Source organism: Haloarcula ordinaria (assembly GCF_029338275.1).
GTDB classification, from domain to species: Archaea; Halobacteriota; Halobacteria; order Halobacteriales; family Haloarculaceae; genus Haloarcula; species Haloarcula ordinaria.
In genome coordinates this window covers 1,371,762-1,395,136 of record NZ_CP119789.1, presented here as the reverse complement: position 1 = coordinate 1,395,136, position 23,375 = coordinate 1,371,762, and the positions used below count along the sequence as shown (strand labels likewise).

At 67.8% G+C, this 23,375-nt stretch carries 24 protein-coding genes and 1 pseudogene; 16 read left to right on the top strand and 9 right to left on the bottom strand.

What is annotated here, in order from left to right; genetic code table 11:
• The first annotated feature begins 1 nt into the window (after position 1).
• The 3 genes from P1L41_RS07390 to P1L41_RS07380 are packed head-to-tail and all read left to right on the top strand — an operon-like array spanning position 2 to position 3,265.
• On the top strand, positions 2-886 hold the full coding sequence (locus tag P1L41_RS07390) for an SDR family oxidoreductase (protein ID WP_379789157.1): 885 nt from the start codon (positions 2-4) through the stop codon (positions 884-886).
• 45 nt (positions 887-931) lie between these two features.
• Positions 932-2,131, top strand: coding sequence for a DHH family phosphoesterase (locus P1L41_RS07385; protein ID WP_276298216.1), 1,200 nt, complete (start codon positions 932-934; stop codon positions 2,129-2,131).
• Between the two features lie 48 nt (positions 2,132-2,179).
• Positions 2,180-3,265 carry an aldo/keto reductase gene (locus P1L41_RS07380; protein WP_276298215.1) on the top strand — a complete coding sequence of 362 codons (1,086 nt, stop codon included), beginning with the start codon at positions 2,180-2,182 and terminating at the stop codon, positions 3,263-3,265.
• Here P1L41_RS07380 and P1L41_RS07375 read toward each other — a convergent pair whose 3' ends face one another.
• Complete coding sequence (locus P1L41_RS07375; RefSeq protein ID WP_276298214.1) at positions 3,266-3,436, bottom strand: HVO_0758 family zinc finger protein; 171 nt, start codon at positions 3,434-3,436, stop codon at positions 3,266-3,268.
• 116 nt (positions 3,437-3,552) lie between these two features.
• On the opposite strand from P1L41_RS07375, the pseudogene P1L41_RS07370 reads away from it, so the two are divergent.
• The 4 genes and pseudogenes from P1L41_RS07370 to P1L41_RS07355 all read left to right on the top strand — a co-directional run.
• A pseudogene (locus P1L41_RS07370) lies at positions 3,553-3,695 on the top strand (MFS transporter); the annotation flags it as partial.
• 62 nt (positions 3,696-3,757) lie between these two features.
• Positions 3,758-4,228 (top strand): DUF7109 family protein, encoded by a 471-nt coding sequence (locus P1L41_RS07365; protein ID WP_276298213.1) that lies wholly within the window; start codon positions 3,758-3,760, stop codon positions 4,226-4,228.
• A 72-nt stretch (positions 4,229-4,300) separates the two neighbouring features.
• Positions 4,301-4,918: an NUDIX hydrolase gene (locus tag P1L41_RS07360; RefSeq protein WP_276298212.1), complete on the top strand. Its 618-nt coding sequence runs from the start codon at positions 4,301-4,303 to the stop codon at positions 4,916-4,918.
• Positions 4,918-6,024: an NAD(P)/FAD-dependent oxidoreductase gene (locus P1L41_RS07355; protein ID WP_276298211.1), complete on the top strand. Its 1,107-nt coding sequence runs from the start codon at positions 4,918-4,920 to the stop codon at positions 6,022-6,024. Before P1L41_RS07360 ends, P1L41_RS07355 begins: the two co-directional genes overlap by 1 nt.
• 29 nt (positions 6,025-6,053) lie before the next feature.
• Here P1L41_RS07355 and P1L41_RS07350 read toward each other — a convergent pair whose 3' ends face one another.
• The gene (locus tag P1L41_RS07350) at positions 6,054-6,494 is read right to left on the bottom strand and encodes an Hsp20/alpha crystallin family protein (protein ID WP_276298210.1); all 441 of its coding nucleotides are present in this window, start codon (positions 6,492-6,494) and stop codon (positions 6,054-6,056) included.
• Positions 6,491-6,649 carry a DUF7559 family protein gene (locus P1L41_RS07345; protein ID WP_276298209.1) on the bottom strand — a complete coding sequence of 53 codons (159 nt, stop codon included), beginning with the start codon at positions 6,647-6,649 and terminating at the stop codon, positions 6,491-6,493. The genes P1L41_RS07350 and P1L41_RS07345 overlap by 4 nt, the downstream gene beginning before the upstream one ends.
• Before the next feature lie 106 nt (positions 6,650-6,755).
• Between P1L41_RS07345 and P1L41_RS07340 the strand changes: the two genes are divergently transcribed.
• Entirely contained in the window at positions 6,756-7,553 is a 798-nt protein-coding gene (locus P1L41_RS07340) for a DUF429 domain-containing protein (RefSeq protein ID WP_276298208.1), read from the top strand.
• 56 nt (positions 7,554-7,609) lie between these two features.
• Here P1L41_RS07340 and P1L41_RS07335 read toward each other — a convergent pair whose 3' ends face one another.
• Entirely contained in the window at positions 7,610-8,341 is a 732-nt protein-coding gene (locus tag P1L41_RS07335; protein WP_276298207.1) for an SDR family NAD(P)-dependent oxidoreductase, read from the bottom strand.
• Between the two features lie 69 nt (positions 8,342-8,410).
• On the opposite strand from P1L41_RS07335, the gene P1L41_RS07330 reads away from it, so the two are divergent.
• The 3 genes from P1L41_RS07330 (at position 8,411) to P1L41_RS07320 (ending at position 12,829) form a co-directional block, all read left to right on the top strand.
• Positions 8,411-10,126, top strand: coding sequence for a radical SAM protein (locus tag P1L41_RS07330; protein ID WP_276298206.1), 1,716 nt, complete (start codon positions 8,411-8,413; stop codon positions 10,124-10,126).
• Between the two features lie 114 nt (positions 10,127-10,240).
• A complete protein-coding gene (locus P1L41_RS07325; RefSeq protein ID WP_276298205.1) occupies positions 10,241-12,061 on the top strand; it encodes a flippase-like domain-containing protein in 1,821 nt (606 codons plus the stop codon).
• 75 nt (positions 12,062-12,136) lie between these two features.
• Positions 12,137-12,829, top strand: a complete 693-nt coding sequence (locus P1L41_RS07320) for a DUF7504 family protein (RefSeq protein WP_276298204.1) — start codon at positions 12,137-12,139, stop codon at positions 12,827-12,829.
• A 1-nt stretch (position 12,830) separates the two neighbouring features.
• Here the strand turns inward: P1L41_RS07320 and P1L41_RS07315 are convergent, their stop codons facing one another.
• On the bottom strand, positions 12,831-13,259 hold the full coding sequence (locus tag P1L41_RS07315; protein ID WP_276298203.1) for a DUF7522 family protein: 429 nt from the start codon (positions 13,257-13,259) through the stop codon (positions 12,831-12,833).
• A 251-nt stretch (positions 13,260-13,510) separates the two neighbouring features.
• Between P1L41_RS07315 and P1L41_RS07310 the strand changes: the two genes are divergently transcribed.
• From P1L41_RS07310 to P1L41_RS07300, 3 genes are all read left to right on the top strand, one after another.
• Complete coding sequence (locus tag P1L41_RS07310; RefSeq protein ID WP_276298202.1) at positions 13,511-14,485, top strand: transcription initiation factor IIB; 975 nt, start codon at positions 13,511-13,513, stop codon at positions 14,483-14,485.
• A 357-nt stretch (positions 14,486-14,842) separates the two neighbouring features.
• The gene (locus P1L41_RS07305; protein WP_276298201.1) at positions 14,843-15,883 is read left to right on the top strand and encodes a DNA-methyltransferase; all 1,041 of its coding nucleotides are present in this window, start codon (positions 14,843-14,845) and stop codon (positions 15,881-15,883) included.
• A gap of 22 nt (positions 15,884-15,905) precedes the next feature.
• Complete coding sequence (locus P1L41_RS07300) at positions 15,906-16,595, top strand: type I 3-dehydroquinate dehydratase (RefSeq protein WP_276298200.1); 690 nt, start codon at positions 15,906-15,908, stop codon at positions 16,593-16,595.
• A 316-nt stretch (positions 16,596-16,911) separates the two neighbouring features.
• Here the strand turns inward: P1L41_RS07300 and P1L41_RS07295 are convergent, their stop codons facing one another.
• Positions 16,912-17,883: a phosphoadenosine phosphosulfate reductase family protein gene (locus P1L41_RS07295; RefSeq protein WP_276298199.1), complete on the bottom strand. Its 972-nt coding sequence runs from the start codon at positions 17,881-17,883 to the stop codon at positions 16,912-16,914.
• A 162-nt stretch (positions 17,884-18,045) separates the two neighbouring features.
• Here P1L41_RS07295 and P1L41_RS07290 point away from each other — a divergent pair, with 162 nt between their 5' ends.
• Positions 18,046-18,657, top strand: coding sequence for a stage II sporulation protein M (locus P1L41_RS07290; RefSeq protein ID WP_276298198.1), 612 nt, complete (start codon positions 18,046-18,048; stop codon positions 18,655-18,657).
• Positions 18,658-18,762: 105 nt separating this feature from the next.
• Here the strand turns inward: P1L41_RS07290 and P1L41_RS07285 are convergent, their stop codons facing one another.
• Together P1L41_RS07285 and P1L41_RS07280 are read right to left on the bottom strand one after the other, a co-directional pair.
• Positions 18,763-19,362: a DUF7110 family protein gene (locus tag P1L41_RS07285; protein WP_276298197.1), complete on the bottom strand. Its 600-nt coding sequence runs from the start codon at positions 19,360-19,362 to the stop codon at positions 18,763-18,765.
• A 189-nt stretch (positions 19,363-19,551) separates the two neighbouring features.
• Positions 19,552-19,872: a 2Fe-2S iron-sulfur cluster-binding protein gene (locus P1L41_RS07280; protein WP_276298196.1), complete on the bottom strand. Its 321-nt coding sequence runs from the start codon at positions 19,870-19,872 to the stop codon at positions 19,552-19,554.
• Positions 19,873-19,975: 103 nt separating this feature from the next.
• Between P1L41_RS07280 and P1L41_RS07275 the strand changes: the two genes are divergently transcribed.
• Complete coding sequence (locus tag P1L41_RS07275; protein ID WP_276298195.1) at positions 19,976-21,349, top strand: geranylgeranyl reductase family protein; 1,374 nt, start codon at positions 19,976-19,978, stop codon at positions 21,347-21,349.
• 23 nt (positions 21,350-21,372) lie between these two features.
• Here P1L41_RS07275 and P1L41_RS07270 read toward each other — a convergent pair whose 3' ends face one another.
• Positions 21,373-23,094, bottom strand: a complete 1,722-nt coding sequence (locus P1L41_RS07270) for an L-lactate permease (RefSeq protein WP_276298194.1) — start codon at positions 23,092-23,094, stop codon at positions 21,373-21,375.
• Between the last annotated feature and the right edge of the window lie 281 nt (positions 23,095-23,375).

Genomic DNA, 23,375 nt, shown 5'->3' with positions numbered 1-23,375 from the left:
GATGCGGGTCGCGATACTGGGCTGTGGCTACGTCGGGCTCGAACTGGGTCGACAGCTGCAGGCGGCCCACGACGTCGCCGGCGTCCGGCGTTCGGCCGCGGGTGTGCAAGCCGTCGAAGACGCTGGTCTGGAGGGCGTGCAGGCGGACGTGACGGACGACGCGGCGCTGGGCGCGGTGCCCGATGCTGACTGGGTCGTGTTCGCCGCGAGTTCGGGCGGTCGAGGTGCCGAGGCGGCGCGGGACGTGTACGTCGACGGGTTGCGGACGGCAATCGACCACTTCTGGGCACGTGACGACCCGCCCGAGCGACTGGTGTACACGTCGAGTACCGGCGTCTACGGCGACCACGGCGGCGACTGGGTCGACGAGACGACGCCGCTCGACCCACAGACGGAGAAGACAGAGGTGCTCACCGAGGCCGAGCGAATCGCCCGCGAGCGACCGGCTGAGTACGGCGGCCACGGGACCGTCGCCCGGTTCGCAGGGCTCTACGGCCCCGACCGCTACCGCCTCGAACGCTATCTGCAGGGGCCGGTGACGGCAGGCTATCTCAATATGGTCCACCGCGACGACGCCGCGGGCGCCGTCCGGTTCCTCCTCGAGGGTGACCATCGCGACGAGGTGGTGCTGGTGGTCGACGACGAACCGGTCGAGAAGTGGGCCTTCGCCGACTGGCTGGCCGAACAGTGTGGCGTCGACCACCCGCCGAAGCAGACGAAAGCGGAGCGGCTGGCCGACGAGACGCTGTCGTCGACCGCACGCCGTCGGATCCAGACGAGCAAGCGCTGTTCGAACGACCGCCTCCGCGAGCTCGGCTACGAGTTCGCGTATCCGACGTTTCGAGCGGGGTACCGCACCGCAGTCGAGGCCTATCGTGCGGATTGACAGGTCGGGGGAACATTCTTGTCTGTGCCCGGAGCATCCTGAGGTATGGTACTGGTGGCCATGGGACTCCCCGGTTCGATAGTCGGGGCTGTGCTCGGGTTCACCACGTCGGAACCGCTCCTGGTCGCCGGCATCGTCGTCGGGGCGCTGGTCCTCGGCGGCGGGGCCGCGTGGCTGTATCGGTATCTCACACGACCGGCGGTCAAGCGACTGCAGTCCGTGCTCGCAGGGTACGACGAGGTCGCGGTGCTGATGCATCCGAACCCCGACCCGGACGCGATGTCGTGTGCGCTGGCCGTCGACCGGCTGGCCCGGGCCGTCGACACGTCCGCGTCGCTGCTGTACGCGGGCGAGATACGACGCCCGGAGAACCGTGCGTTCGAGACCGTCCTCAACCTGAACTTCGAGTGCATAGAGGCACGGGACGAGATCGACTCGGACGCCGTCGTACTGGTCGATCACAACGAGCCGCGGGGCTTCGCGGGGGCGGGCGACGTCGACCCCGTCGCCGTCGTCGACCACCACCCCGGCAACGGGACGGGCAAGCAGTTCACCGACATCAGAGACGAGAGCGGTGCCTGTGCGACCATCTTCGCCGACTACTTCAGCGACCTCGGCTGGGAGTTCCACGAAGTCGACGTCGGCCCGACCAACGGCGGCCCCAATATGGACGACATCCCGAACGACTGCGTCCCAAGCCACGTCGCGACGGGACTCGTTTACGGCATCCAGTCGGACACACGGTCGCTGACCAACGGCTGTGCGCCCGAGGACTTCTCGGCGGCGGCGTACCTCTACGACGGGATGGACGGCGACCTGCTGAACCGCATCGCGAACCCCCAGATAGACGCCGAAGTACTGGAGATCAAGGCCCGAGCGATAACGAAGCGGGACGTCCGCGCTCCCTACGCCGTCAGCGACGTAGGGTCGGTGTCGAACTCGGACGCGATTCCACAGGCCGCCGACGAGCTGGAGACCCTCGAGGGCGTCTCGGCGGTCGTCGTCGTCGGCGACAAGGACGGCACGATACGCCTGGCGGGGCGGTCACGGGACGACCGAGTCCACATCGGCCGCGCCATCGAGGCGGTCACCGACGACATCCCGATGGCGGAAGGGGGCGGCCACGCGCGGATGGGCGGCGGGAAGATCCCCGTCGAGTACCTGAACGGCCTCGGCCCCAGTGATGGCGTCTCCCGCGACGAGCTGGCAGAGCGGTTGTTCGAGGCGATGGGCGGCGAGCGCTGACGGCCCGGAATCTCGCTCCTTTTGTCCCGTGGGCACGAACCCGAGCGCATGGTGACACGGGAGGCGACCTGGGCGTACCGGGACGACCACGACGAGTTCGCACGCACGTTCTTCCGGCGATTCGGAGCGGGCGTCGTCTCCAGCATCGGCGTCGGCACGTACCTCGGCGACCCCACCGACGAGCGCGACGCGGCGTACCGCGAGGCCATCACGCGCGCACTCGAGTCGGGGGTCAACGTCGTCGATACGGCCATCAACTACCGCCACCAGCGCTCCGAACGGGTGGTGGGTGACGCCGTGGCAGACGCGGCCGTCGACCGGGACGCCGTCCTCGTCGCGACGAAGGGCGGGTTCGTCCCCTTCGACGGCGACCGACCGGAGAATCCGGGGGCGTTCGTCCGTGACGAGTACGTCGACACGGGACTCGTCGACCGGGCCGACCTCGTCGGCGGCCAGCACTGCATCGCGCCGGCGTTCGTCGACGACCAGGTCGACCGCTCGCTGTCGAACCTCGGGCTCGAAACCATCGACCTCTACTACGTCCACAACCCCGAGACGCAGCTGGCCGAGCGCTCCCGCGAGGCTGTCTACGACCAGCTCGAGGCGACCTTCGAGCGCCTCGAACACCGGGCGAGCGACGGGGACATCGCGCACTACGGCGTCGCGACGTGGGACGCCTTCCGCGTCCCGGCCGACCACGAGCGGTATCTCTCGCTGCCGGAGGTCGTCGAGCGCGCTCGGTCGGCCGCGGCGTCGGCGGGCAATTCGGCGACGCACCTGCGAGCGATTCAGTGTCCGTTCAACGTGTTCATGGCCGACGCGTTCACCGTGGCGTCCCACCAGGGTCCCGACGGGCCCCAGTCGGCGCTGTGGTTCGCCCACGAGGCGGGCCTCGACGTGTTCACGAGCGCCTCCATCATGCAGGGACGACTGGCGAGAGAGATGCCGGAGGCCGTCGAGGCGAAACTCGACGGGGAGACGAGGGCGCAGCGAGCCATCAACTTCGCCCGGAGCGCACCCGGGGTGACCTCGTCGCTGGTGGGGATGGGGACGCCGGACCACGTCGCCGAGAACGTCGACGCGGGACGGTACGAACCACTCGGCGCGAACGCGTTCGACGCCGTCTTCGAGTGACTACCCGATCTCCTTCCACTCGGAGCCACACTCGGGACAGACGCGGACCTTCCAGACCTCGTCGGGGCGGCTGTCCGTCGAGAGGTTCTCGCCACACGCCGTACACGAGAGTCGTCCGTAGCTGTCCTTCTCGACATCCCCGGCGCGGAGCGCCTTCCTGACCGAATCCATACTCCGTGCTCCGTCACCATCGGACAAAAAGCCCGCGGCCTTCCGGAAGCCTTCCTACGGTCCCCGGATCAGGGACGGGCGTGTCTCGACGGACGGTCTTTGGCTCGCTGCTCGGGTTGGTGTTCCGCATCAACCTCGCCCGCGTGGTCTTCGCCCCCTCATCGAGCCCATCCGGGCCGCGACGGGCGCGAGCGACGCTACGCTCGGCCTTCTGGCGACGCTTGTCTGGGCCGGGAGCGCGCTCTCACGGCTCCCGACGAGCGCGGAAGGTGAGACGCCACCGCCAACAGTATGAAGCCGCTCGGCCACGGGGAGGCAGGTATGGACCCGACACCCGACGAACTCGCCGGAGTGGTCGACCTCTTCGGGGCGCTGACGCGTGCCGAACTCGGACGGGCCTGTTCGGAACTCGCCTTCAAGCGCGGCGAGCGGGTCGACGCCGACGCGTTCGCGGCCGACATCGAGGACGCTGTCGCCTCCTACCACCTCGTCACTGTCGCGGACCACGGAACCGACGCCGACGACGACCTGCTCGTGGCCGGCCCGACGGCGTTCGCGACGCTCCCCGAGGGGGCCGGCGACCTCCCGCACATCCTGGACGTTCCCGCGCGGGACGTAGACCAGGACGACGTCGCGGCCGCGGTCGAAGCGCGGTTCCGGGAAGACGCGGCGCGGGCACTCGGTGCCGGCGACGAGGTGCGGGTCGCCGAGCTGCTCGACGTCAGTTACGACCTCGACGCGTGGGGCCCCATCTCCCTCGACGGCGTCCGCGAGCGGCTGGACGACGGCTGAGCGGGGTCGAACGACGTACACGAACGATTGTTTACGAACGGAATTAAGAGCATCCGTCTCGTCCTCGCTAGCATGGATTACGACCGGGTGGCCGCGTACGACCCCATCGTCGTCGAAGACGAACAGCGGGAGGCCGCCGTCATCGTACCGGTCGTCGAGCGCACGGAGGGCGAGGCGATTCTGTTCACGAAACGGGCCGAGCACCTGACCGACCACCCCGGGCAGATGTCGTTCCCCGGTGGTGGGCGCGAACCGGAGGACGACGACCTGCTGGCGACGGCGCTGCGCGAGGGCAACGAGGAGATCGGCCTCGACCCGATGGCGGTCAACGTCGTCGGCCGACTCGACGATATCCGGACGATAACGCACTACTCGGTCAGGCCGTTCGTCTCGCGCATCCCCGACCGCGAGTACCGCCCGAACGACGAGGAGGTCGCGGAGGTCGTCACTCTCCCCGTCGCGGCCCTCACCGACCTCGGGAACTACGAGTCGGAACAGCGCGACCACCCCTACTACGGCGAGATTCGCCTCCACTTCTTCTACGTCGACGGCTACACCGTCTGGGGGGCGACCGCGCGGATGCTCGTCCAGTTGCTCGAACTCGCGACCGACTGGCGGATGCCGCCGGAACCCGACCGCTACACCGGACCGGACGACGACCTGCCGCCGAGCGTCCGCGACCAGGTGTGATGCGCGTCGCCGTCGTCGGCGGTGGCGTCGTGGGTCTCGTCGTCGCCGGCGACCTGGCGAAGCGCGACGCGGACGTGGTCTGTTACGACCGCGGCGAGCTCGGGGGCGGGTCGACGGGGCGAGCCGCCGGTATCTGTTACGACGCCTTCGCCGACCCTGTCGACGCCGCCGTCGCCGACCGGGCGCTGGCCCGCTACCGCGAGTGGGGTCTGCTCTCGACGTGTCCGTACGTCTGGGTCGCCCGCGACGACGCCGACGCGCGGGCGGTCCGGGCACAGGTCGACCGGATGCAGGACCTGGACCGTGCCGTGGCCCACGCCGACGGCGAGGCGCTGACCGACCGCTACCCTGCGCTCGAGACCGAGACGATTACAGCGGCGGGTATCGCCCACGACGCCGGCCTCCTCGACCCCGAACGGGTCGTCGAGTTGCTCGCCCGACGCGCACGCGATGCCGGCGCAACGCTCCGGCCCGAGACGCCGGTTTCGCTCGCAACAGGGGAGACACCGACCGTCCGGATCCCTGCCGGACCGGAGCGATTCGACGCCGTCGTCGTCGCCGCCGGCCCGGCGACGAAGCCGCTCCTTGCGGCCGCCGACGTCGACCTGGCGCTGAAGACCTACCGGGCACAGGCACTCGTGACGACTCCGGTCGAGGCCACGCTTCCGTCGCTGTACGACGCCACCCGGGAGTTCTACTGGCGGCCACACGGGGATTCGCTGCTCGTCGGCGACGGCGCCCACGAGGTGTCCCCCGACGAGTGGACCCGCGACGCGGACCCTGCGTTCGTCGAGTCGGCGCTGGAGCGGCTCGGGGATGCGACGACGCTCGCACCGACGACTGCCCGGTCCTGGGCTGGCCTGTGCACGGCGACGCCCGACCGGGACCCGCTGGTCGGCCAGGTCGCCGACGGCCTCTGGGTCGCGACCGGATGGCAGGGCCACGGACTCATGCACGCGCCGGCGATGGGCGAGTACCTGACGTGTGCGCTACTGGGCCTCGACTACCCGGTCGACGCGCCCGTCGAGGCCCGTCTCGACCCGACCCGGTTCGACGGCACCGAGACGTTCGACGCGCTCGGCGACCCCACTCGCGACTGGGAGTAAGTCCCGGAACCCGCGAAGAATAGCGACGCTCAGACGTCGTCTTCGTCCGCCGCGTCGTCGTGGTCGGTGTCGGCGTCGTACTCGTCGGGCGCCGCGTCGTCGGCCTTGGGGATGCGGACCTGCAGCGTCCCGTTGTCCTTCAGCGTGGCCGTCGCCGTCTCGGGGTCCACGACCGCGTCCTCGGGGAGCGTGACCGAGCCGTCCAGCGCCAGTCCGCGGCCCGGATAGCGCATCTCGAACCCCTCGTGGAAGTCGCGGAACCGGTCGATTCGGACCTCGACACGGTCGTCGACGTAGCGCACCTGGACGTCACTCGACACCGCGCCCGGCGCATCGAACACGACGAGGTAGGCGTCGTCGGCCTCCAGCAGGTCGGCCGGCAACGGCTTGTTCTCCTGGACGCGACTCGAGGCGCGGCCGATGTTGTCGAAGATGGCGTTACCGATGGATTCACCGAGGTCCCGGATCATAACTCGATTGCCTCCAGCGAGTCGGTGCCGCCACAGTACGGACACGAGAAGTCCGAGACGTCCACGTCGTCGGGCATGTCGTAGGTGTAGTGCAGTTCGAACATGTCGAGCGTGCAGTCCGCGTCGTTGCAGACGACTTCCAAGGTGGCGGGCATACGATTCTGTTGGTCCGTCCCGGACAAACCGCTTTCGGACCCACACAGGTGCCACTCGAGGCGAATATTCCAAACATTGATAATAGCAGCCAGTAACATCCGGGGTATGGGTTCCGGTGTTCTGGGTGTGGATTTCAGCGGTGCGAGACGGGCCGGCGACGCGCTCTGGGTGACCGTAGCCAGAGAGACGTCGACCGGGCTCGTCGTCGAGGACTGCTATCGAGCGACAGCGAAGTGGGGGCGTGACCGCGAGTCGGCCCACGCGGGCCTGGTCGACCGAATCACCGACGAGGACGTCGCCACGGCGGGCCTGGACTTCCCCTTCAGCCTCCCGCAGAGGCTCCTCGAAGACGTCGGGGACGGGGAGTGGCGGGGGTTCCTGGAGTGGGTCGCCGGGGGCGACGGGCCGACCGACTCGGCGTCGTTCTCGACGGCGTGTCGGGACCGTGCCGAGGGGCTGACCGGGTCGCGCGACGTCCGTCGCGAGACCGACCTCCAGCGGGCGGCCCTCTGCCCGTACACGAACCGCGTCCGGAGCATGACCTACCACGGCGCGCGGAACGTCCTCGGCCGGCTCGCGCCCCGGGAGGACACCGCCGTCGTGCCGATGCAAGCCGACGACGCCGAGACCGTGGTCTGTGAGGTGTACCCGGCCGCGACGTTCGGCTGGCTCGGCTGTTACCGCGAGGGCTACAAGGGCGACGACGGCGCTCGCGACCGCCGTGCGAAGAACATAGAGACCATCGCAGCCTGCAGCGTCGACGTCGGCGAACACCGCGAGACGTACCTCGGGAACCACGACGCGCTGGACTCGCTGGCCGCGGCCGTCTCCGCTGCCCGCGTCTGTGACGGGTCCCGGCCGGAGCCGATGGGGCCCGCTGCCGAGGGACACATCTACGTCTGAGACGACGGCACAGGCTGGCGAGTACCTCCCCCGAACACCGTTCTATCACCCGATGCCTACCAGTCGATGACCGCTCGGTCACGCCAGAACCGCCCGCTGGTGCTCCCCGGTTCGAAGGTCGCCAGCCAGACCGGGGTGTCCGCGCCCTCGGCGGGGCTCCGCGGGGCCGCCAGCGACCCGAGGTCCGTCCTGACCCACCCGGGACACGCCGCGTTCGCAATCAGCCCCTGGGCGTGATACTCGCCGTGGAGATAGGTCGTCAGGCCGTTGAGCCCCGCTTTCGAGACGCGGTACGGCGGCCAGCCGCCGCTCATCCCTTCGCCGAGCGCACCCATCCCCGACGAGACGTTGACGACGCGGCTGCCGTCCCCTTCGAGCAGGAGCGGCAGGGCGAGCTTCGTCAGGACGACCGGTCCGCGCAGGTTCACCTCGAGGGTCGAATCGAGGTCCTCGACGGCAGCTTCGCCGAGCGGTACCTTCGGACCGCCGACGCCGGCGTTGTTGACGAGGACGTCCAGCCGGCCCGTCTCGGCTTCGATTCGGTCGACGGCCGCTCGCATCGTCCCGTCGTCGGTCACGTCGAGTTCGACGGGGCGCTGGTCGGATGCGCCCACGTCGGCTGTGTCTCTGGCACCTGCGTAAACTGTCGCACCGTGCTCGGCCAGCTGTATCGCTATCTGTTCGCCGATACCGCGTGTCGCGCCCGTGACGAGAGCGACCTGGCCCTCCAGGGAGTCGTACCGCTCGACGGAGACCATCGTACCCGCATAGTGGTCCTGCAGTGACATAGTGGTTTCACGGGTCGGCGGCGCCCCCGACCAGACACCGTTTTAGGCGTCGAGCGTCAATCCGCGACCATGACCGACCCCGAGACGCTCGACGTGACCATCGTCGACGGCTACGTCGACGAGCCCGCGCACTTCGGGGTCCCGCCCTACATCTCGACCTACCCGCGCTACGCCGCCGGCGCGTTGGTCGACGCCGGCGTCCCCCGCGAACGCATCACCTACCACACCATCGACGAACTCCGCGACGACCGCCACCTCTGGCGCGACGTCGAGGAGGCCGACCTCATGGTGTACGTCGGCGGCATGACCGTCCCCGGGAAGTACGTCGGCGGGACGCCCGCGGAACCCGACGAGGTGCGCGAACTCGCCTGGACCGCCGACGGCACCTCCATCATCGGCGGCCCCGTCCGCTTCGGCGTCGGCGAGGCCAACGAGGGAGCCAGCGAGACGGCCCGTGACGACCTCGACTTCGACTTCCTGGCGATGGCCGACATCGAGGCGGCCGTCTTCGACCTCGTCGAATCGGGTCTCGAGGGGTTCAACAATCGGTACCGCGACGTCGAGGAGGAGACCCGCTGGGCCCGGGCCGGCGCGTTCGTCGTCGAACAGCACCCCAACCACCCCGAGTACCTCATCTGCGAGATGGAGACCTCCCGGGGCTGTCCGTACCGCTGTTCGTTCTGTACGGAGCCGATGTACGGGAACCCCGACTTCCGCCCGCCCGAGAGCGTCGTCGACGAGGTCGACGCCCTCTCGGACCGCGGCGTGAGGCACTTCCGCCTGGGCCGACAGGCCGACATCCTGGCCTACGGCGGCGACGGCGAGGCCCCCAATCCGGACGCACTCCGTCGGCTCTACGGCGGCATCCGCGAGGTGGCTCCGGACCTGGAGACGCTCCACCTGGACAACATGAACCCCATCACCATCGTGAAGTGGCCCGAGAAAGCGAGGGAGGGGATAGAGATTATCGCCGAGCACAACACGCCCGGCGACACCGCCGCCTTCGGCCTCGAGTCGGCCGACCCGAACGTGATGAGCGACAACAACCTCAACGTCACCGCCGACGAGTGTTTCGAGGCGGTGAAGGTCGTCAACGAGGTGGCCGGGTTCAGGCCGGGCGGCGACCAGGACTCTGCTCCCAACCACGGTGAGGACGCGGCCCCACGTCTGCCAAAACTCCTGCCCGGCATCAACCTCGTCCACGGGCTGAAAGGGGAGACGAAAGAGACCTTCGAACACAACAAGCGCTTCCTCCAGCGGGTCTACGACGAGGGCCTGATGCTCCGCCGAGTGAACATCCGCCAGGTGATGGCCTTCGAGGGGACCGACATGGCCGAGACGGGCGCCGAAATCGCCCACGACCACAAGAAGCTGTTCAAGCAGTACAAGCGCGAGGTCCGCGAGACCATCGACAACCCGATGCTCAAGCGCGTCGCGCCGCCGGGCACCGTCCTGCCGGACGTCCACCTGGAGTACCACCAGGACGGCAAGACGTTCGGTCGACAACTCGGCACCTATCCGCTGCTGGTGGGCATCCCCGGCGAACGCGAACTGGGGACGACGCTGGACATCGCCGTCACCGGCCACGGCTACCGCTCGGTGACCGGCGTGCCCCACCCGCTGGACCTGAACTCGGCGACGATGGGCGAACTCGCGACCATCCCAGGCGTCGGTAAGAGCCGCGCCGGCGACATCGTCGTCGGCCGCCCCTACGAGTCGGTCGCGGAAGTCGGCGAGGACCTCGCGAAGTTCGTCACCGCCGAGACGCTCCCGAAAGCAGAGTGACCAGCCGGCCCGCGTGAGCCAGAGGGCGATTCGGCTCGCAGTTCGCGACCATCGCTGCGACTGCAGTCGAACCGAACAGAAGGTACTTTTGCGCCGCTCGCACATCCCGAGGTAATGAGCGACGGAGTCGAGGTGAGCGTCGTCCTCCCCGCCTACAACGAGGCCGACAGCATCGAGCGGACCGTCAGCGTCACGCTCGAGACGCTCGACTCCTTCCTGCCCGCGGGGACCTACGAGGTCATCGTCGCCGAAGACGGCTGCGACGACGAGACGCCCGCCATCGCGACGCGACTCGCCGACGAGGACACGCGAGTCAGGCACATCCACAGCGACCGGCGCCTGGGCCGTGGCGGCGCGCTGGAGTACGCCTTCGAGCGCGCCGCCGGCGAGACGCTGGTGTACTTCGATACGGACCTCGCGACGGACATGCGACATCTGGAGGAACTGGTCGAGTCGGTCAGGACAGAGGACTACGACGTGGCGACGGGGTCGCGCTGGATGCCCGAGAACCGTGCGGACCGCCCGCCGAAGCGCGGCATCCCGAGTTTCGGGTACAACACGCTTGTCCGACTGGTACTGCGCTCGGAGTTGCGGGACCACCAGTGTGGCTTCAAGGCGTTCGACCGGACGGCCCTGGAGGCGCTGCTGCCCGACGTCGGCGACGAACACTGGTTCTGGGACACCGAGGTCCTGGTGAAAGCCCAGCGCCAGGGCTTCCGGGTCAAGGAGTTCCCCGTCGACTGGACGCCGAAGGGCGACTCGAAAGTCGACATCGTCCGGGACGTGTTCGGGATGGGGAGCCAGATCCTCCGGACGTTCTGGGAACTCTCTGTCAGCCCGCGCATCACCCGACGGGTGTCGCTGGGCGCGGGGACCGCGCTCGTCGTCGTCGCCCTGCTGTTGATGACCCAGTATCTCGACCCACAGGACGTTCTCGAACGGATGGCCGGGGCCGACCCCGCGATCGTGCTGGCGAGCGCGCTCGTCTACGTGCTCTCCTGGCCACTCCGGGGGCTTCGCTACCGGGACATCCTCTCCTCGATGGGCTATCGCGAGCGCTGGGGCTTCCTGACCGGCGCGGTCTTCATCAGCCAGACCGGGAACCTCGTCTTCCCCGCGCGGGCCGGTGACGCGGTCCGCGCCTACGTCGTGAAGGCACGGCGCTCGATTCCGTACCCCACGGGCTTCGCCTCACTGGCCGTCGAGCGCGTCTTCGATCTGCTGACCATCACGCTGCTCGCCGGCGTCGTCCTGATGGGGCTGGCGGCCACCGGGTCGGCCGGCCAGTTGCTCACGGCCCTGACCGGCGGCGCAGTCGGCGGCGAGACGGCCAGCAGCGGACAGACCGCGATCGTCGTTGCGGCCGGCGTGGGACTGGCCGCCATCGCGGCCGTGACGGCCATCGTCGCCAGCGCCCGGACCGACCGGAACTACGTCCGCCGGATCGTCGGCCGCCTGAGCGAGGACTCATACGCCGACTACGTCGCCGGCGTCGTCGAGCAGTTCGTCGGCGACGTCCAGACGGTGGCCGCGGATTCCTCGGCCTTCGGCCGCGTCGGCGTCGGGAGCCTCCTCATCTGGTCGCTCGACGTGGTGACGGCGCTGGTCGTCTTCGCCGCCTTCGAGGTCGAGCTGACCCCGGCACTGGTCGCGGTGGGTTTCTTCGCGGTCAGCGTCGGTAACCTGGCGAAGGTGCTCCCGCTCACGCCCGGCGGGGTCGGGCTCTACGAGGGCGCGTTCACCCTCATCGTCGCCGCACTGACCCCCGTCGGCGTCACCGCCGCGCTCTCGATCGCCATCGTCGACCACGCGGTGAAGAACCTCGTCACCATCGCCGGCGGCGTCACCTCGATGGCGTGGCTCAACGTCTCGCTGACGAAGGCCGTCGAGGAGTCACGGGGTGCCGGAGATGTCGAGGTCGAAGCAGATGATTGACTTCGTCGACCCGACGCGCGTGACCAGCAGCTGACAAAGGCGGGTTTTTTGTCGATTCACAGCCCACTGCGTGGTGTGACCGAGTGGCTGTTCCCGGAACGCGACGTCGACCCGGACGACATCGGCCCGGATGACGTCGACATCCGCCGATTCGACACGCGCGACATCGCCCCCGGGACGAGTATCCTCGTCGCCGGCCCCGTGATGACGGGGAAGCGGCGCTTCGGCGTCGACGTCCTCAGCGGGTCGTCCTCCCGGACAGCCTGCATCGTGACCACGAAGAAGTCGGCCAACCGCGTCAACGACTCGTTCCGGGCGGCCGTCCAGGACGGCGACGGGTGGGACCTCTCCATCATCGACTGCAACGGGGGCATCAACCGGGCGCGCGAAACAGCCGACTACACGTTAGAGCAGGTGTCGTCACCGAGCGACCTGACCGGCATCGGCATCAAGCTGAGCGGCATCCTGCAGCAGTGGCACCACCGGGGGGTCGAAGACCCGCGTGTCCAGCTCCATTCGCTGTCGACACTGTTGATGTACACCGACCTGAAGCGGGTCTACCGGTTCGTCCACGTCGTGCTGTCCCGCCTCCAGCGAGTCGGGGCCGTGAACGTCTTCACGCTGGACACGAGCAAGCGCGACCGACACCAGTTCAACAAGTTCGCCCAGCTGTTCGACGCGGTCATAGAGGTCAGAGAGACCGACGACGGTCGCGAGTTCCGGGTTCGCGGCGAGTCGTTCGGCCCGAAGTCCTGGACGGGGTACTGAGTCAGACCCCGAAGTGCTCGTCTGCCAGGTCGAGCAGCGAGTCGGTGACGCGGTCGAACGTGAACACGAGCCCCGACCACTCTCGAACTGGGAAAGACGCGACCACCACCGAGTCGTACCAGCGGACGGTCGCATCGAGGTGGCCGAAGTCGAACAGCGCGCTCTCCTCGACGGGGTCGCCCAGGCCCTTGAACATCAGCGTCTTGACGCGCTCTGCCATCTCCGCCTCGGAGAACTGCGCTTCGACGTCCTCACGGACGAACAGGAGGTCGTACTCGTCGCCGCTGTACTGGATTGCCATCCGGACCGTGTCGCCCGAACCGTCGAGGATTGCGTCGACCAACTCCTTCGCCTCGTCGTCGAGGTCTTCCGCGTCGCCGGAGACGTCATCAGAGACCTCCTCGAGCGCTTCCTCCGTGGGGTCTGGCATGCGTAGGCGAAGAACCCCCGGAAAGATAAATCCACACAGTGAGCGATTCCGCGACGACCCAAGCGGGCGTCGTCGGAAGTATTTGAATGATAGTGTATGAACAACGCAGACACGTGTTTCGACCGGTGAGACGCCGCTCCACGTCCCGATACCAGAGCGTTTAAATGGCTTTCGAACACAGGGAAGTTTACCGACAGCCGCCGGGTTTCTACGGGAGATTCCAGCCCGGTGAGCACCCGCCCTCGCAACCAATGAGTGACCATACACGAACGCGACAGCGAACCGGTGAACGAACGACGGAGTCGACCGAGTCGACCGAGTCGACAACGACGGCCTGTCCCGAATGCAGCGGCTCACTCGTCATGGACGACGAGCACGGCGAGACGGTCTGTGAGGACTGTGGCCTCGTCGTCGAGTCCGACGAGATCGACCGCGGGCCCGAGTGGCGCGCCTTCGACTCCAGCGAGAAAGACGAGAAGTCCCGCGTCGGCGCCCCGACGACGAACATGATGCACGACAAGGGGCTCTCGACGAACATCGACTGGCGCGACAAGGACGCCTACGGCAACTCCCTGTCGAACAAGCAGCGCCAGAAGATGCAGCGCCTGCGCAAGTGGAACGAGCGGTTCCGGACCCGCGACTCCAAGGAGCGTAACCTCAAGCAGGCCCTGGGCGAGATCGACCGGATGGCCTCCGCACTGGGCCTCCCGGAGAACGTCCGCGAGACGGCCAGCGTCATCTACCGCCGCGCGCTCGACGAGAACCTCCTGCCTGGCCGGTCCATCGAGGGCGTCTCGACGTCCTCGGTGTACGCCGCCGCCCGACAGGCCGGTGTCCCGCGCTCGCTCGACGAGATCACCGAGGTCTCGCGCGTCGAGAAGAGCGAGATCGCGCGCACCTACCGCTACGTCGTCCGCGAGCTCGGCCTGGAGGTCGCGCCGGCCGACCCCGAGAGCTACGTCCCGCGCTTCGCCTCCTCGCTGGAACTGTCCGACGAGGCCGAGCACCGCGCCCGCCAGCTGCTCCAGAACGCGAAGGAACAGGGCGTCCACTCCGGCAAGTCACCGGTCGGCCTCGCCGCCGCGGCCGTCTACGCCGCCGCCCTGCTGACCAACGAGAAGACCACCCAGGCCGCGGTCAGCGAGGTCGCCGACATCTCCGAAGTGACCATCCGCAACCGGTACCACGAACTGCTCGAAGCCGAGCAGGACCTTCCGGTCGCGTGAAGCAGGAAGGAGGTTGCCGCTCGAGGTAGTGTTTAGTCAGTCGATTTCGGTGGTGAACAGCCAGGCAGGCCCGCCGGTAGCCGGCTGACCACCCGGCATGGGTGGGACTGAAAGGGGCCGCGCTCTCAACGAACCCCGGCGTTCGCAAGAGCAGGGCTCTTGCGCAGCCCATCAGAAATCGAAGATTTCTGAGGACGACGTAAGCACCGCAGTGAGTGCAACGAACGAGGAGCGCAACGAGTCGCGGGAGTTGAGAGTGCGGGGGCTTTCTGGCTCTCTGACCCACTAGCTTAACGTAAACACTGCCACGCGCGACAACCGCAAGAACCGAGTCCCGTCCCCGTCTCGGCCGTTGATATGGAGACCACACATCGGATTGTGACGGGGGACGCCCGCGAGATTCCCCTGCCGGACGACAGCGTCGAACTCGTCGTCACGTCCCCGCCGTATCCGATGATCGAGATGTGGGACGACATCTTCGGTGCCCTCGACCCGGCCATCGCCGACGCGCTCGCGGCCGGCGACGGCGACCGGGCCTTCTCGCTGATGCACGACGTCCTCGATGGCGTCTGGGCCGAACTGGAACGCGTCCTCGCCCCCGGCGGCATCGCCTGCATCAACGTCGGCGACGCGACCCGTTCGCTTTCCGACGGCTTTCGCTCGTACCCGAACCACGCCGAGATAACGAACCGGCTGACCGCGCGCGGTCTGCGGGCGCTTCCGGACATCCTCTGGCGGAAACCCACGAACAGCGGCGCGAAGTTCATGGGCTCGGGCATGGTGCCGCCCAACGCCTATCCCACGCTGGAACACGAGCACGTCCTCATCTTCCGCAACGGCGAGCGGCGACGGCTCGAACCGGGGGCCGACCGGCGCTACGAGAGCGCCTACTTCTGGGAGGAGCGCAACGAGTGGTTCTCGGACCTCTGGCAGTTCCCCGGCGAAGTGCAGGACATAGGCGAGGGGTTGCGCGACCGCTCGGGGGCGTTCCCGCTGACGGTTCCCTACCGGCTCGTCTCGATGTTCTCGGTGTACGGCGACACGGTCCTCGACCCGTTCCTGGGGACGGGGACGACGACGCTCGCGGCGATGGTCGCCGGCCGGAACTCCGTCGGTATCGAGCGCGACCCCGAACTGGTGGCCGCGCTCGACGACCGAGTCGCGGGGGTCCCCGAGCGCTCGGCCTCGAAGGGGCGCGAGCGCCTGGCCGCCCACCGCGAGTGGGTCGCGTCCCGCCGCGAAGCCGGGAACGAGCCGGGCTACGAGGCGGAACACTACGACTTCTCGGTCAACACCAAACAGGAGCGACGCATCCGCCTCTACGCCGTCGACGAAGTGGAGTCGACCGACGAGGGGTACCGCGCGCGCCACACACCCATCGAGGCAGGGACGTTTTAGGGCGGCGCGGTGAACGCCGCGTATGGACTTCAACTCGTTCACGCTGCTCGCGGCCGGCGACGACCTGGGCATCGAACCGGCCGCCCGCGAGGACGCCGACGGCGTCGAGCTCCGGATGGACCTGACCGACGACCCGCTGGCCCAGCTCGACGCCTACGACGGCGACCTGCCGGTACTGGTGACCAACCGCGTCGAGTGGGAGGGCGGCGCGACAGCGGACACGGCCGACCGGCTCGACGCGCTGGAGACGGCCGTCGAGTTCGACGCCGTCGAGGCCGTCGACCTGGAACTGGCGTCACTCGAAGGTGACGGTGACCACGACGCAGCCCGGGTGGCTGACCATGCCCGCGAACACGACGCCTCGGTCGTCGTCTCGACGCACGACTTCGAGGCGACGCCCGATCGGGAGACCCTCGTCGGCCGACTGGAGCGCGCCTGTGCAGTCGGTGACGTCGGGAAGGTGGCGACGACGGCTCACACGCCCGACGACGTGCTGGCCATGCTCGTCGCGACGCGCGTGTTGACCACCGCCGGCGAGCGCGTCGCGACGATGTGTATGGGCGAGGCCGGCCGCCACTCGCGGGCGGTCGCACCGCTCTACGGGTCGAAGATCGGGTATGCGCCGGTCGACCCCGGCGCGGCGACGGCGCCGGGCCAGTACGACCTGGCGACGCTCCGGCACTTGGTCGAGCAACTGGAGAGCGAGGCGTAGCGAGAACAGACCCCGTCGTTCGTCCCCTACTCTGCGCTGTAGGCCGGCACGAACCCGCAGTTCTGACACCCGCTGTGTTTCGTCGTCGCGTAGCTCATCGGTTCGCCGCAGTCGGGACAGTCGTAGGCTCGCACTGACATACGTCACTCTATTATTCGACGGTTACTAAAGATTTATACGACAATCGACGAAAGAGCCGTGGCCGAGTACCGGCCTCGTCGAACGGGAACGGGCAGTGACGAGACCAGCGGGGAGCGAGAAAACAGAACCGGGAGCGACGGGCGTCGAAACTACCCGTCGGTGACGCCGCCCGGAGTTACATGTAGCCGAGGTCGCGCAGGCGCTCCATCAGGTCCTCTTTGTCCTGGGCGCGGCCGGCGCGCTCGGTCGTGTTCTCCATGTCCTGCAGCCAGGCGGGTTCGTTGTCGGACTTCTTCGTCGAGACCTCACTACCCAGCGAGCGGAAGCCCTCGAAGTACTTCGGGGAGACGGGGATGTCTTCCTGCTCGATGCCCTCCGGCAGGTCGCCGAAGCCCTGCGGGACGTAGCCCTCCTCCGGGTAGCCCTCGACGGTGTCGGGGACGACGAAGTGCCAGAAGGCCTCCCAGACGTCGGCCTCGGCGAACTGGAGTATCGGCTGAATGCGGTCGTGGGGCGGGTAAATGTCGGGGTTGTGCCGCGGCGAGAAGAACGTCTCGTCGGCGCGGGACTCCTGTTCGTCCCAGCGGATGCCGGAAAGGATACCGTCGACGTCGTACTCCTCGATGGTATCGTTGAGCGCGACGGTCTTCAGCAGGTGGTTGCCGACGTAGGTGTCGAGCAGGAACGGGAACGACTCCTCCTCGTACTCGAGGATGTTGCGCACGTGGTGCTGGTTGTGCTCGGAGAGGGCGTCGATGGGGATGTCGTCGCCCGGCTCCAGCCCGTTCTCGTCGACGTAGTTACCGACGTCCGTGTTGCGGGCCCAGATGACCTCCAGGTCCCACTCGTCGGCCCAGTGCTTGACGAACTCGATGAGCTCGTCGAAGTGCTGGTAGTGGTCGATGAAGACGGCCGGCGGGACTTCGAGGTCGAAGCGCTCGGCGACTTCCTTGACGAAGTACAGCGTCAGGGTCGAGTCCTTGCCGCCGGTCCACATGATGACCGGGTTTCGGTACTGTTCGAGGCCGCGCTTCGTGACCTCGATGGCTTTCTCGATCTTGTGGCTGACTGTCGGATAGTCCTCGGGCAGCTCGTTCTCGCCGTCGGTGTAGTCGACGTCGAGGTAGTCGGGGAATTCGTCGGACATCGTGTAATGAGATATAATTAGGACCTTGTAAGTATTTTATGGGTTCTCGACAGGTGTGAGACGAAAGGCCACGCCTACCAGGTCCCGCCGTTCCCGCCGAACGGCCGTAGTCACCTACTAATCCCCCGTTCTTTTACTCGCCGCCGCCCTTGAGCAGACAGGATGAGCGACCGTCTCTCGTCGGCCGCCGGTATCTATCAGGACTGGGTAGCGCTCTACGTCCCCGTCGCGGCGATGCTGCTGGGGGTGAGCACCGCCGTCGGGTTCGCCCTGGGGAGCGCCGTCCCCGTCGAGACGCTGCCCACGGCCACCGACGGCGGCGCGAACCCCTTCTTCCCGGCCGAGCTGACGACCACGTCCATCGCGCTGAACAACCTCACGGCGATGTTCGTCATGCTCCTGGGCGCCGTCTCGCTGGGCATCGTCTCCGTGTTCGGACTCGTGCTCAACGGCCTGCTCATCGGTGCCGTGGTCGGCATCGCTCTCCAGGAGGTCCCTGCCGTCGTGATTCTCGCCTTGCTCGTCCCGCACGGCGTCCTAGAGATTCCGGCCCTCCTCCTGGTCGCGGCCGTCGGACTACGGTTCGGCCGGTTGACCGTTCGCTACCTGCGCGGCCTGGAAGCCGAACTCGTGACCGAACGGCTCCTCCGGGAGGCCGGGGTGCTCGTCGCCGTCGCGACCGTCCTGATTCTCGTCGCAGCGTACATCGAGGCGAACGTCACGCTGCAGGTGGCCGAGCGGGTGGCCGGCGGACCCATCGGCGTCGAGCCCTGACGCGCTGCCCAGCGCGCAGGCCTGCCAGCGACGGGGGAGCCGGTTCGCGAGAGACCTGTCGGTCTCGTCTCGGATACAGACGGCTGCAGAACGGGCCGGGCGCGATCAGCTGATGAACTCGTTGTCCCGCCAGTTGACACCCTCGTTCTCGTCCTCGTCGGACGGGTCTTCGACGACGTTGATCGAGGCGGGCAGCTCCTCGCCGTCGACGATTCGGACCGCCGTCAGCTCGCCGTCGACGGCGGCGATGGCGGTCAGTGCCCCTTTCTCCGCGATCTTCGCAATCGCACACAGCACTTCGAACATCTCGTACTGGAGGGCGGTGTTCTGGAGGACCGTCTCGCGGTCGCCCTTGAAACAGGCGTACTCGACGAGTTCGGACTCGATCTCCTCCTCTTCCTCCTCCAATGCACCCCACTGTGGGCCGCCACCACTCCCCGTGCTGGCCGCGCCGGGCGGGCCCATCTCGTCGGGGTCCTCCTCGTAGACGCGGTTCTCGGTGACGCTGGCCTTGAGCTGTGCGGTCGGGGTGTACTTGCTCATCGTCTCGTCTTCGGCGACGGCGCTGACGATGAGCGTGTTGTTCCGGCGGGTGATGTCGATGTCCGCGATTTCGGGTGGGAGTTCGGGATCTTCGAAAAAGTCGTAGGCGTCTTCCAGTGGCAGTTCGAGTGTCGAATGAAGTCTGTATACGCGACTGGTCATGGTTGGGGAAGGTGTCAATCGTCGCCGGCCGTCCGCTCGCACTGCGGTCATGTTCAGATAGGAACCACACGCTTATATCATCTGCCCTTTACTCGCCGGATTCGTGTCACCGTAAAATCATCCCGCCGTCGGGCGGGTTCGCCAGCCGTCGACGGTGGACCGAGCGGCCGAACGGCGGTATCGGGTCCGTCAGTCGTCGGCCGTGACTGCGTCACCGGCGTCGGCTTCGATGCTCGGCGGGTAGACGCCGCGGTCGAGTTTCAGGTCCGACTGGGGACGGGCCATGCAGGTCAGCGCGTAGTTCTCGCGCTCCGTCTCCGTGAGCCCGCGCGCGGCCGGCTGGGTCACCTCGCCCTCGACGATGCGGGCCGAACAGGCCAGACACATCCCCACGCGACAGGAGTACTCCTGTGCGATGCCCGCCTCGATGCACCGCGAGAGGATGGTCTGCGTGTCGGCGACCGTGATGGTTTCGTCGGTCCCGACGAATTCGACGGTGTACTCGGTCATATCCCGCCGTTCGGAACCACCGGTCAAAACTCTTGTCTCCGAGGCTGTTCCGGCGAGCGGGACAGTCGGAACGGTTTTCTCTCTCCGGCTAGCAGGCACCACCATGAGCAGTCACGAGTACGACGTCGTCGTCGTCGGGGCCGGCACGTCCGGGTGTTACGCCGCCGCGACGCTCGCCGACGGGGGGTACGACGTCGTCGTCGTCGAACGAAAGGACGCCGAGGAGGCGGGCCACATCGCCTGCGGGGACGCGCTGAAAGGGGCCAGCGACTTCCCGGAGGCCATCCCGAAGTCGCAGCTGGAACCCGCGTTCACCAACACCGACGTGGACCACGGCCGCTTCGAGATTCCCCAGGAAGACGCGGTGCTCGAGATTCCGGTCCCGGGCGAGCTCGCGGTCATCGACCGCTGGGAGTACGGGCGGCGCGTCATCGACGGGGCCGAGTCGAAGGGGACGGACTTCCACTACGACACCGTCGTCCAGGACGTCGAGCAGGACGACGACGGCCAGGTGACCGGTATCACCGCGATGCGGAAGGGACGCGAGGCGACCTACGAGGCCGACCTAGTCGTCGACGCCGCCGGGGCGCTCTCCCTGCTGCAGGACAAGACGGACTTCGAGGGGAGCACCTTCGACACCAACGTCCGGTACTCGCAGTTCTGCTCGGCCTACCGCGAGATAATCGAGGTCGAGGAACCCGTCGAGTGGGACGACGCGCTCGTGTTCAAGCCGACGGAGCGCTCGGCGGGCTACCTCTGGTACTTCCCGCGCACGTCGACGGAGATCAACGCCGGCCTGGGCTTCCAGATGAACGAGGAGCCGATGGAACTCGTCGACGACCTCAAGGCCGACCTGGAGGACAGACCGGAGTTCCGTGGGGCCGAAGTCACCGACAAGCTCGGCGCGGCACTCCCCACGCGGCGACCCTACGACTCGGCGGTCGCGCCGGGGTACATCGCCGTCGGCGACGCGGCGGGCCACGTCAACCCGACGACCGGCGGCGGCATCGCGGGGGCGGCCTACGCCGGGAAGTACGCCGCCGAGCAGGCCATCGAGGCCATCGAGGACGACGCCACCGGCGACGAGGCGGCGCTCTGGGAATACAACGTGAACGTGATGGACCACTTCGGCGCGCGCTACGCCGCGCTGGACGTCTACAACATCTTCACGACCGCCTATGACGTCGACGACCTGATGGCTCTCATGGCCGCGCTCCCCGGCGAGAAGCTCGCCGAGGCGCTGTACGGCGGGTCGACGAATCTGAGCCTGGGCCTGAAACTGAAGACGGCCTTCAAGAGCATCGGGCACTGGGGGACCATCTACGACCTCTACCAGACCAAGCGACTGGCCGACCGGTTGCTCGACCACTACGAGTCGTACCCGAGCGACCCGTCGGGCTTCGACGCCTGGCAGCGCGAGCGCGACGCCATCATGGACGACATCTACGAGCTCACCGGCGCCGACGCGAAGTACTGAGCGGGCAGTACCGTAGTGGGTCGTCAGAACGTCCCGGGCGCGAACACGTAGACGAACAGCAGCGCCAGGATGCCCGTCATCGTGGCGTAGTACACGAGCGGGATGAGCTCGAGCCGGATGACCCGCCCCTCCTCGCCGACGAGGCCGACGACGGCCAGCGCGGCGACGACGTTGTGGACCGCGATGAGGTTCCCGATAGCGCCGCCGACAGCCTGTGCGCCCACGAGGATGGTCCTGGAGACGCCGAGGTCGCTCGCGACGTTGTACTGGAAGGTGCCAAAAAGGATGTCACTGACCGTGTTCGACCCGGCCAGGAACGCCCCGAAGGCCCCGACCAGCGCGGCGAAGAACGGGTAGACGACACCAGCGGTGTCGGCCGTCGCCTCCGAGAGGACCACCAGCATGCTGTCGACGTTGGCCGTCTCACCGGACTGGATCATGATCTGGACCGTCGCGACGGCGAACACCAGCGCGAGTACCGCGGGCGTCACCTTCACCACCGTCTCGCTCCAGGCATCCCGGACCTGCTGGGTGTCCATCCCGTGCAGCGGGATAGTCAGCAGGTGGACCGCGACGAAGATAGCGCCGGGCAGGTACAGCAGCGCGAAGCTGTTGTCCATGCCCGTGCCGAGGATGTTCGCCCACTCGAAGACGAGCGTCGAGGTGAGGAAGTTCGTCACGGGGTCGACGACCCGCGTGAGGACGAGCAGCGCGGCGAGCACGGCGTAGGGCGTCCAGGCACGGACGAGCGACATGGACGAGGCAGCGGTGACCTGCCCGCCGTCGGCGGCGACCCTCGTGTCGCCGCTGGCCGACTCGCCCGGCTGGATGTCGCCGACCCAGTGCTCGGGCCACTGTGCCTCGGGCGCAAACTCCCACTCCTCGTCGGGGTGGAGGAAGCCGGCCTTGAGCGCCCCGACCGTGAGGAGCATCCCGCCCATCGCCCCGAACAGGCCGGGGAACGTCGGGCCCAGGAAGTACGCGGTAAGCCAGTAGGGCACCGAGAAGGAGGCCCACGCGAACAGCGTCAGGGGCAGGACGTTCAGTGCCGGACGGATGGACCGCTCGGGCCCGAAGAACCGGGTCATCATGGCCACGCCGATGAAGGGCAGGAGCACGCCGACGACGACGTGGAAGGTGGCCGCCCAGACGGCGATCTGGGCGACCCACTCGGGGATGGTCAGCCCCTGTTCGGCGACCGTCGACTGGATGGGCTCGGTCGAGGCGAAGATGTCCTCGAGCCCGATGATGAGCGGCGTCCCGACGGCGCCGAACGTGATGGCCATCAGGTTCCCGGTCAGGGCGACGACGACGGCCGCCAGCGGTGGGAAGCCGAGGCCCACCAAGAGCGGGCCGACGACGGCGGCCGGCGTCCCGAACCCGGCGGCGGCCTCGATGAACGACCCCATCAGGAACACGAGCAGGACGACCTGGACGCGCCGGTCGTCGCTGATGGAGGTGAAGCCCTCGTTGATGACGTCGAACGCGCCGGTCTCCTTGAGCGTGTACAGCACGAGGATGGCGCCGAAGACGATGTAGAGGATGTTCACCGCCGTTATCGCCCCGTTGATGGACGCCGCGGCGAGCCACCGCAGGGACATGTTCCACCCGAACAGCCCGACGACGGCGGCGACGAGCCACGCCACCGGCATGGCCTTCGTCGCCGGCCAGTACCGGCCGATCATCAGGAACGCGATGGTCGCCAGCGGCAGTACCGCCAGCCCGATCTGTGCTGCAGTCGCCATCTCAGCAAACCTCCCCGGCGAGCGCGCGGCTCACCGGTCTGTGAGGTCGCGAGCTGTGCACATTGAGCTGTGTTACCACCAGTGAGGACATAGTCGAACCGTCTACCGTCCAACCATTTATAGCTAACAATCGTTCAACACGTGCATCCTGATATGGCAGGTCGCCCCGGGTCATCGGACCGGCGCACCGAGTCGCGTCACTCGAGACACACCCGTCGTGGTGACATCACTCAAGTGGGGCGTCGTTGTGGCGCAGGCCGCCAGCTGCCACCCGTACTATC

Bases quoted from the DNA above. Each gene is read 5' to 3' on its own strand.
- P1L41_RS07355 (WP_276298211.1), top strand. From the start codon at position 4,918: ATGCGCGTCGCCGTCGTCGGCGGTGGCGTCGTGGGTCTCGTCGTCGCC.
- P1L41_RS07380 (WP_276298215.1), top strand. From the start codon at position 2,180: ATGGTGACACGGGAGGCGACCTGGGCGTACCGGGACGACCACGACGAG.
- P1L41_RS07390 (WP_379789157.1), top strand. From the start codon at position 2: ATGCGGGTCGCGATACTGGGCTGTGGCTACGTCGGGCTCGAACTGGGT.
- P1L41_RS07345 (WP_276298209.1), bottom strand. From the start codon at position 6,649: ATGCCCGCCACCTTGGAAGTCGTCTGCAACGACGCGGACTGCACGCTC.
- P1L41_RS07295 (WP_276298199.1), bottom strand. From the start codon at position 17,883: ATGTCCGACGAATTCCCCGACTACCTCGACGTCGACTACACCGACGGC.
- P1L41_RS07375 (WP_276298214.1), bottom strand. From the start codon at position 3,436: ATGGATTCGGTCAGGAAGGCGCTCCGCGCCGGGGATGTCGAGAAGGAC.
- P1L41_RS07365 (WP_276298213.1), top strand. From the start codon at position 3,758: ATGGACCCGACACCCGACGAACTCGCCGGAGTGGTCGACCTCTTCGGG.
- P1L41_RS07340 (WP_276298208.1), top strand. From the start codon at position 6,756: ATGGGTTCCGGTGTTCTGGGTGTGGATTTCAGCGGTGCGAGACGGGCC.
- P1L41_RS07325 (WP_276298205.1), top strand. From the start codon at position 10,241: ATGAGCGACGGAGTCGAGGTGAGCGTCGTCCTCCCCGCCTACAACGAG.
- P1L41_RS07305 (WP_276298201.1), top strand. From the start codon at position 14,843: ATGGAGACCACACATCGGATTGTGACGGGGGACGCCCGCGAGATTCCC.
- P1L41_RS07280 (WP_276298196.1), bottom strand. From the start codon at position 19,872: ATGACCGAGTACACCGTCGAATTCGTCGGGACCGACGAAACCATCACG.
- P1L41_RS07385 (WP_276298216.1), top strand. From the start codon at position 932: ATGGTACTGGTGGCCATGGGACTCCCCGGTTCGATAGTCGGGGCTGTG.
- P1L41_RS07285 (WP_276298197.1), bottom strand. From the start codon at position 19,362: ATGACCAGTCGCGTATACAGACTTCATTCGACACTCGAACTGCCACTG.
- P1L41_RS07310 (WP_276298202.1), top strand. From the start codon at position 13,511: ATGAGTGACCATACACGAACGCGACAGCGAACCGGTGAACGAACGACG.
- P1L41_RS07330 (WP_276298206.1), top strand. From the start codon at position 8,411: ATGACCGACCCCGAGACGCTCGACGTGACCATCGTCGACGGCTACGTC.
- P1L41_RS07300 (WP_276298200.1), top strand. From the start codon at position 15,906: ATGGACTTCAACTCGTTCACGCTGCTCGCGGCCGGCGACGACCTGGGC.
- P1L41_RS07275 (WP_276298195.1), top strand. From the start codon at position 19,976: ATGAGCAGTCACGAGTACGACGTCGTCGTCGTCGGGGCCGGCACGTCC.
- P1L41_RS07360 (WP_276298212.1), top strand. From the start codon at position 4,301: ATGGATTACGACCGGGTGGCCGCGTACGACCCCATCGTCGTCGAAGAC.
- P1L41_RS07335 (WP_276298207.1), bottom strand. From the start codon at position 8,341: ATGTCACTGCAGGACCACTATGCGGGTACGATGGTCTCCGTCGAGCGG.
- P1L41_RS07270 (WP_276298194.1), bottom strand. From the start codon at position 23,094: ATGGCGACTGCAGCACAGATCGGGCTGGCGGTACTGCCGCTGGCGACC.
- P1L41_RS07350 (WP_276298210.1), bottom strand. From the start codon at position 6,494: ATGATCCGGGACCTCGGTGAATCCATCGGTAACGCCATCTTCGACAAC.
- P1L41_RS07290 (WP_276298198.1), top strand. From the start codon at position 18,046: ATGAGCGACCGTCTCTCGTCGGCCGCCGGTATCTATCAGGACTGGGTA.
- P1L41_RS07315 (WP_276298203.1), bottom strand. From the start codon at position 13,259: ATGCCAGACCCCACGGAGGAAGCGCTCGAGGAGGTCTCTGATGACGTC.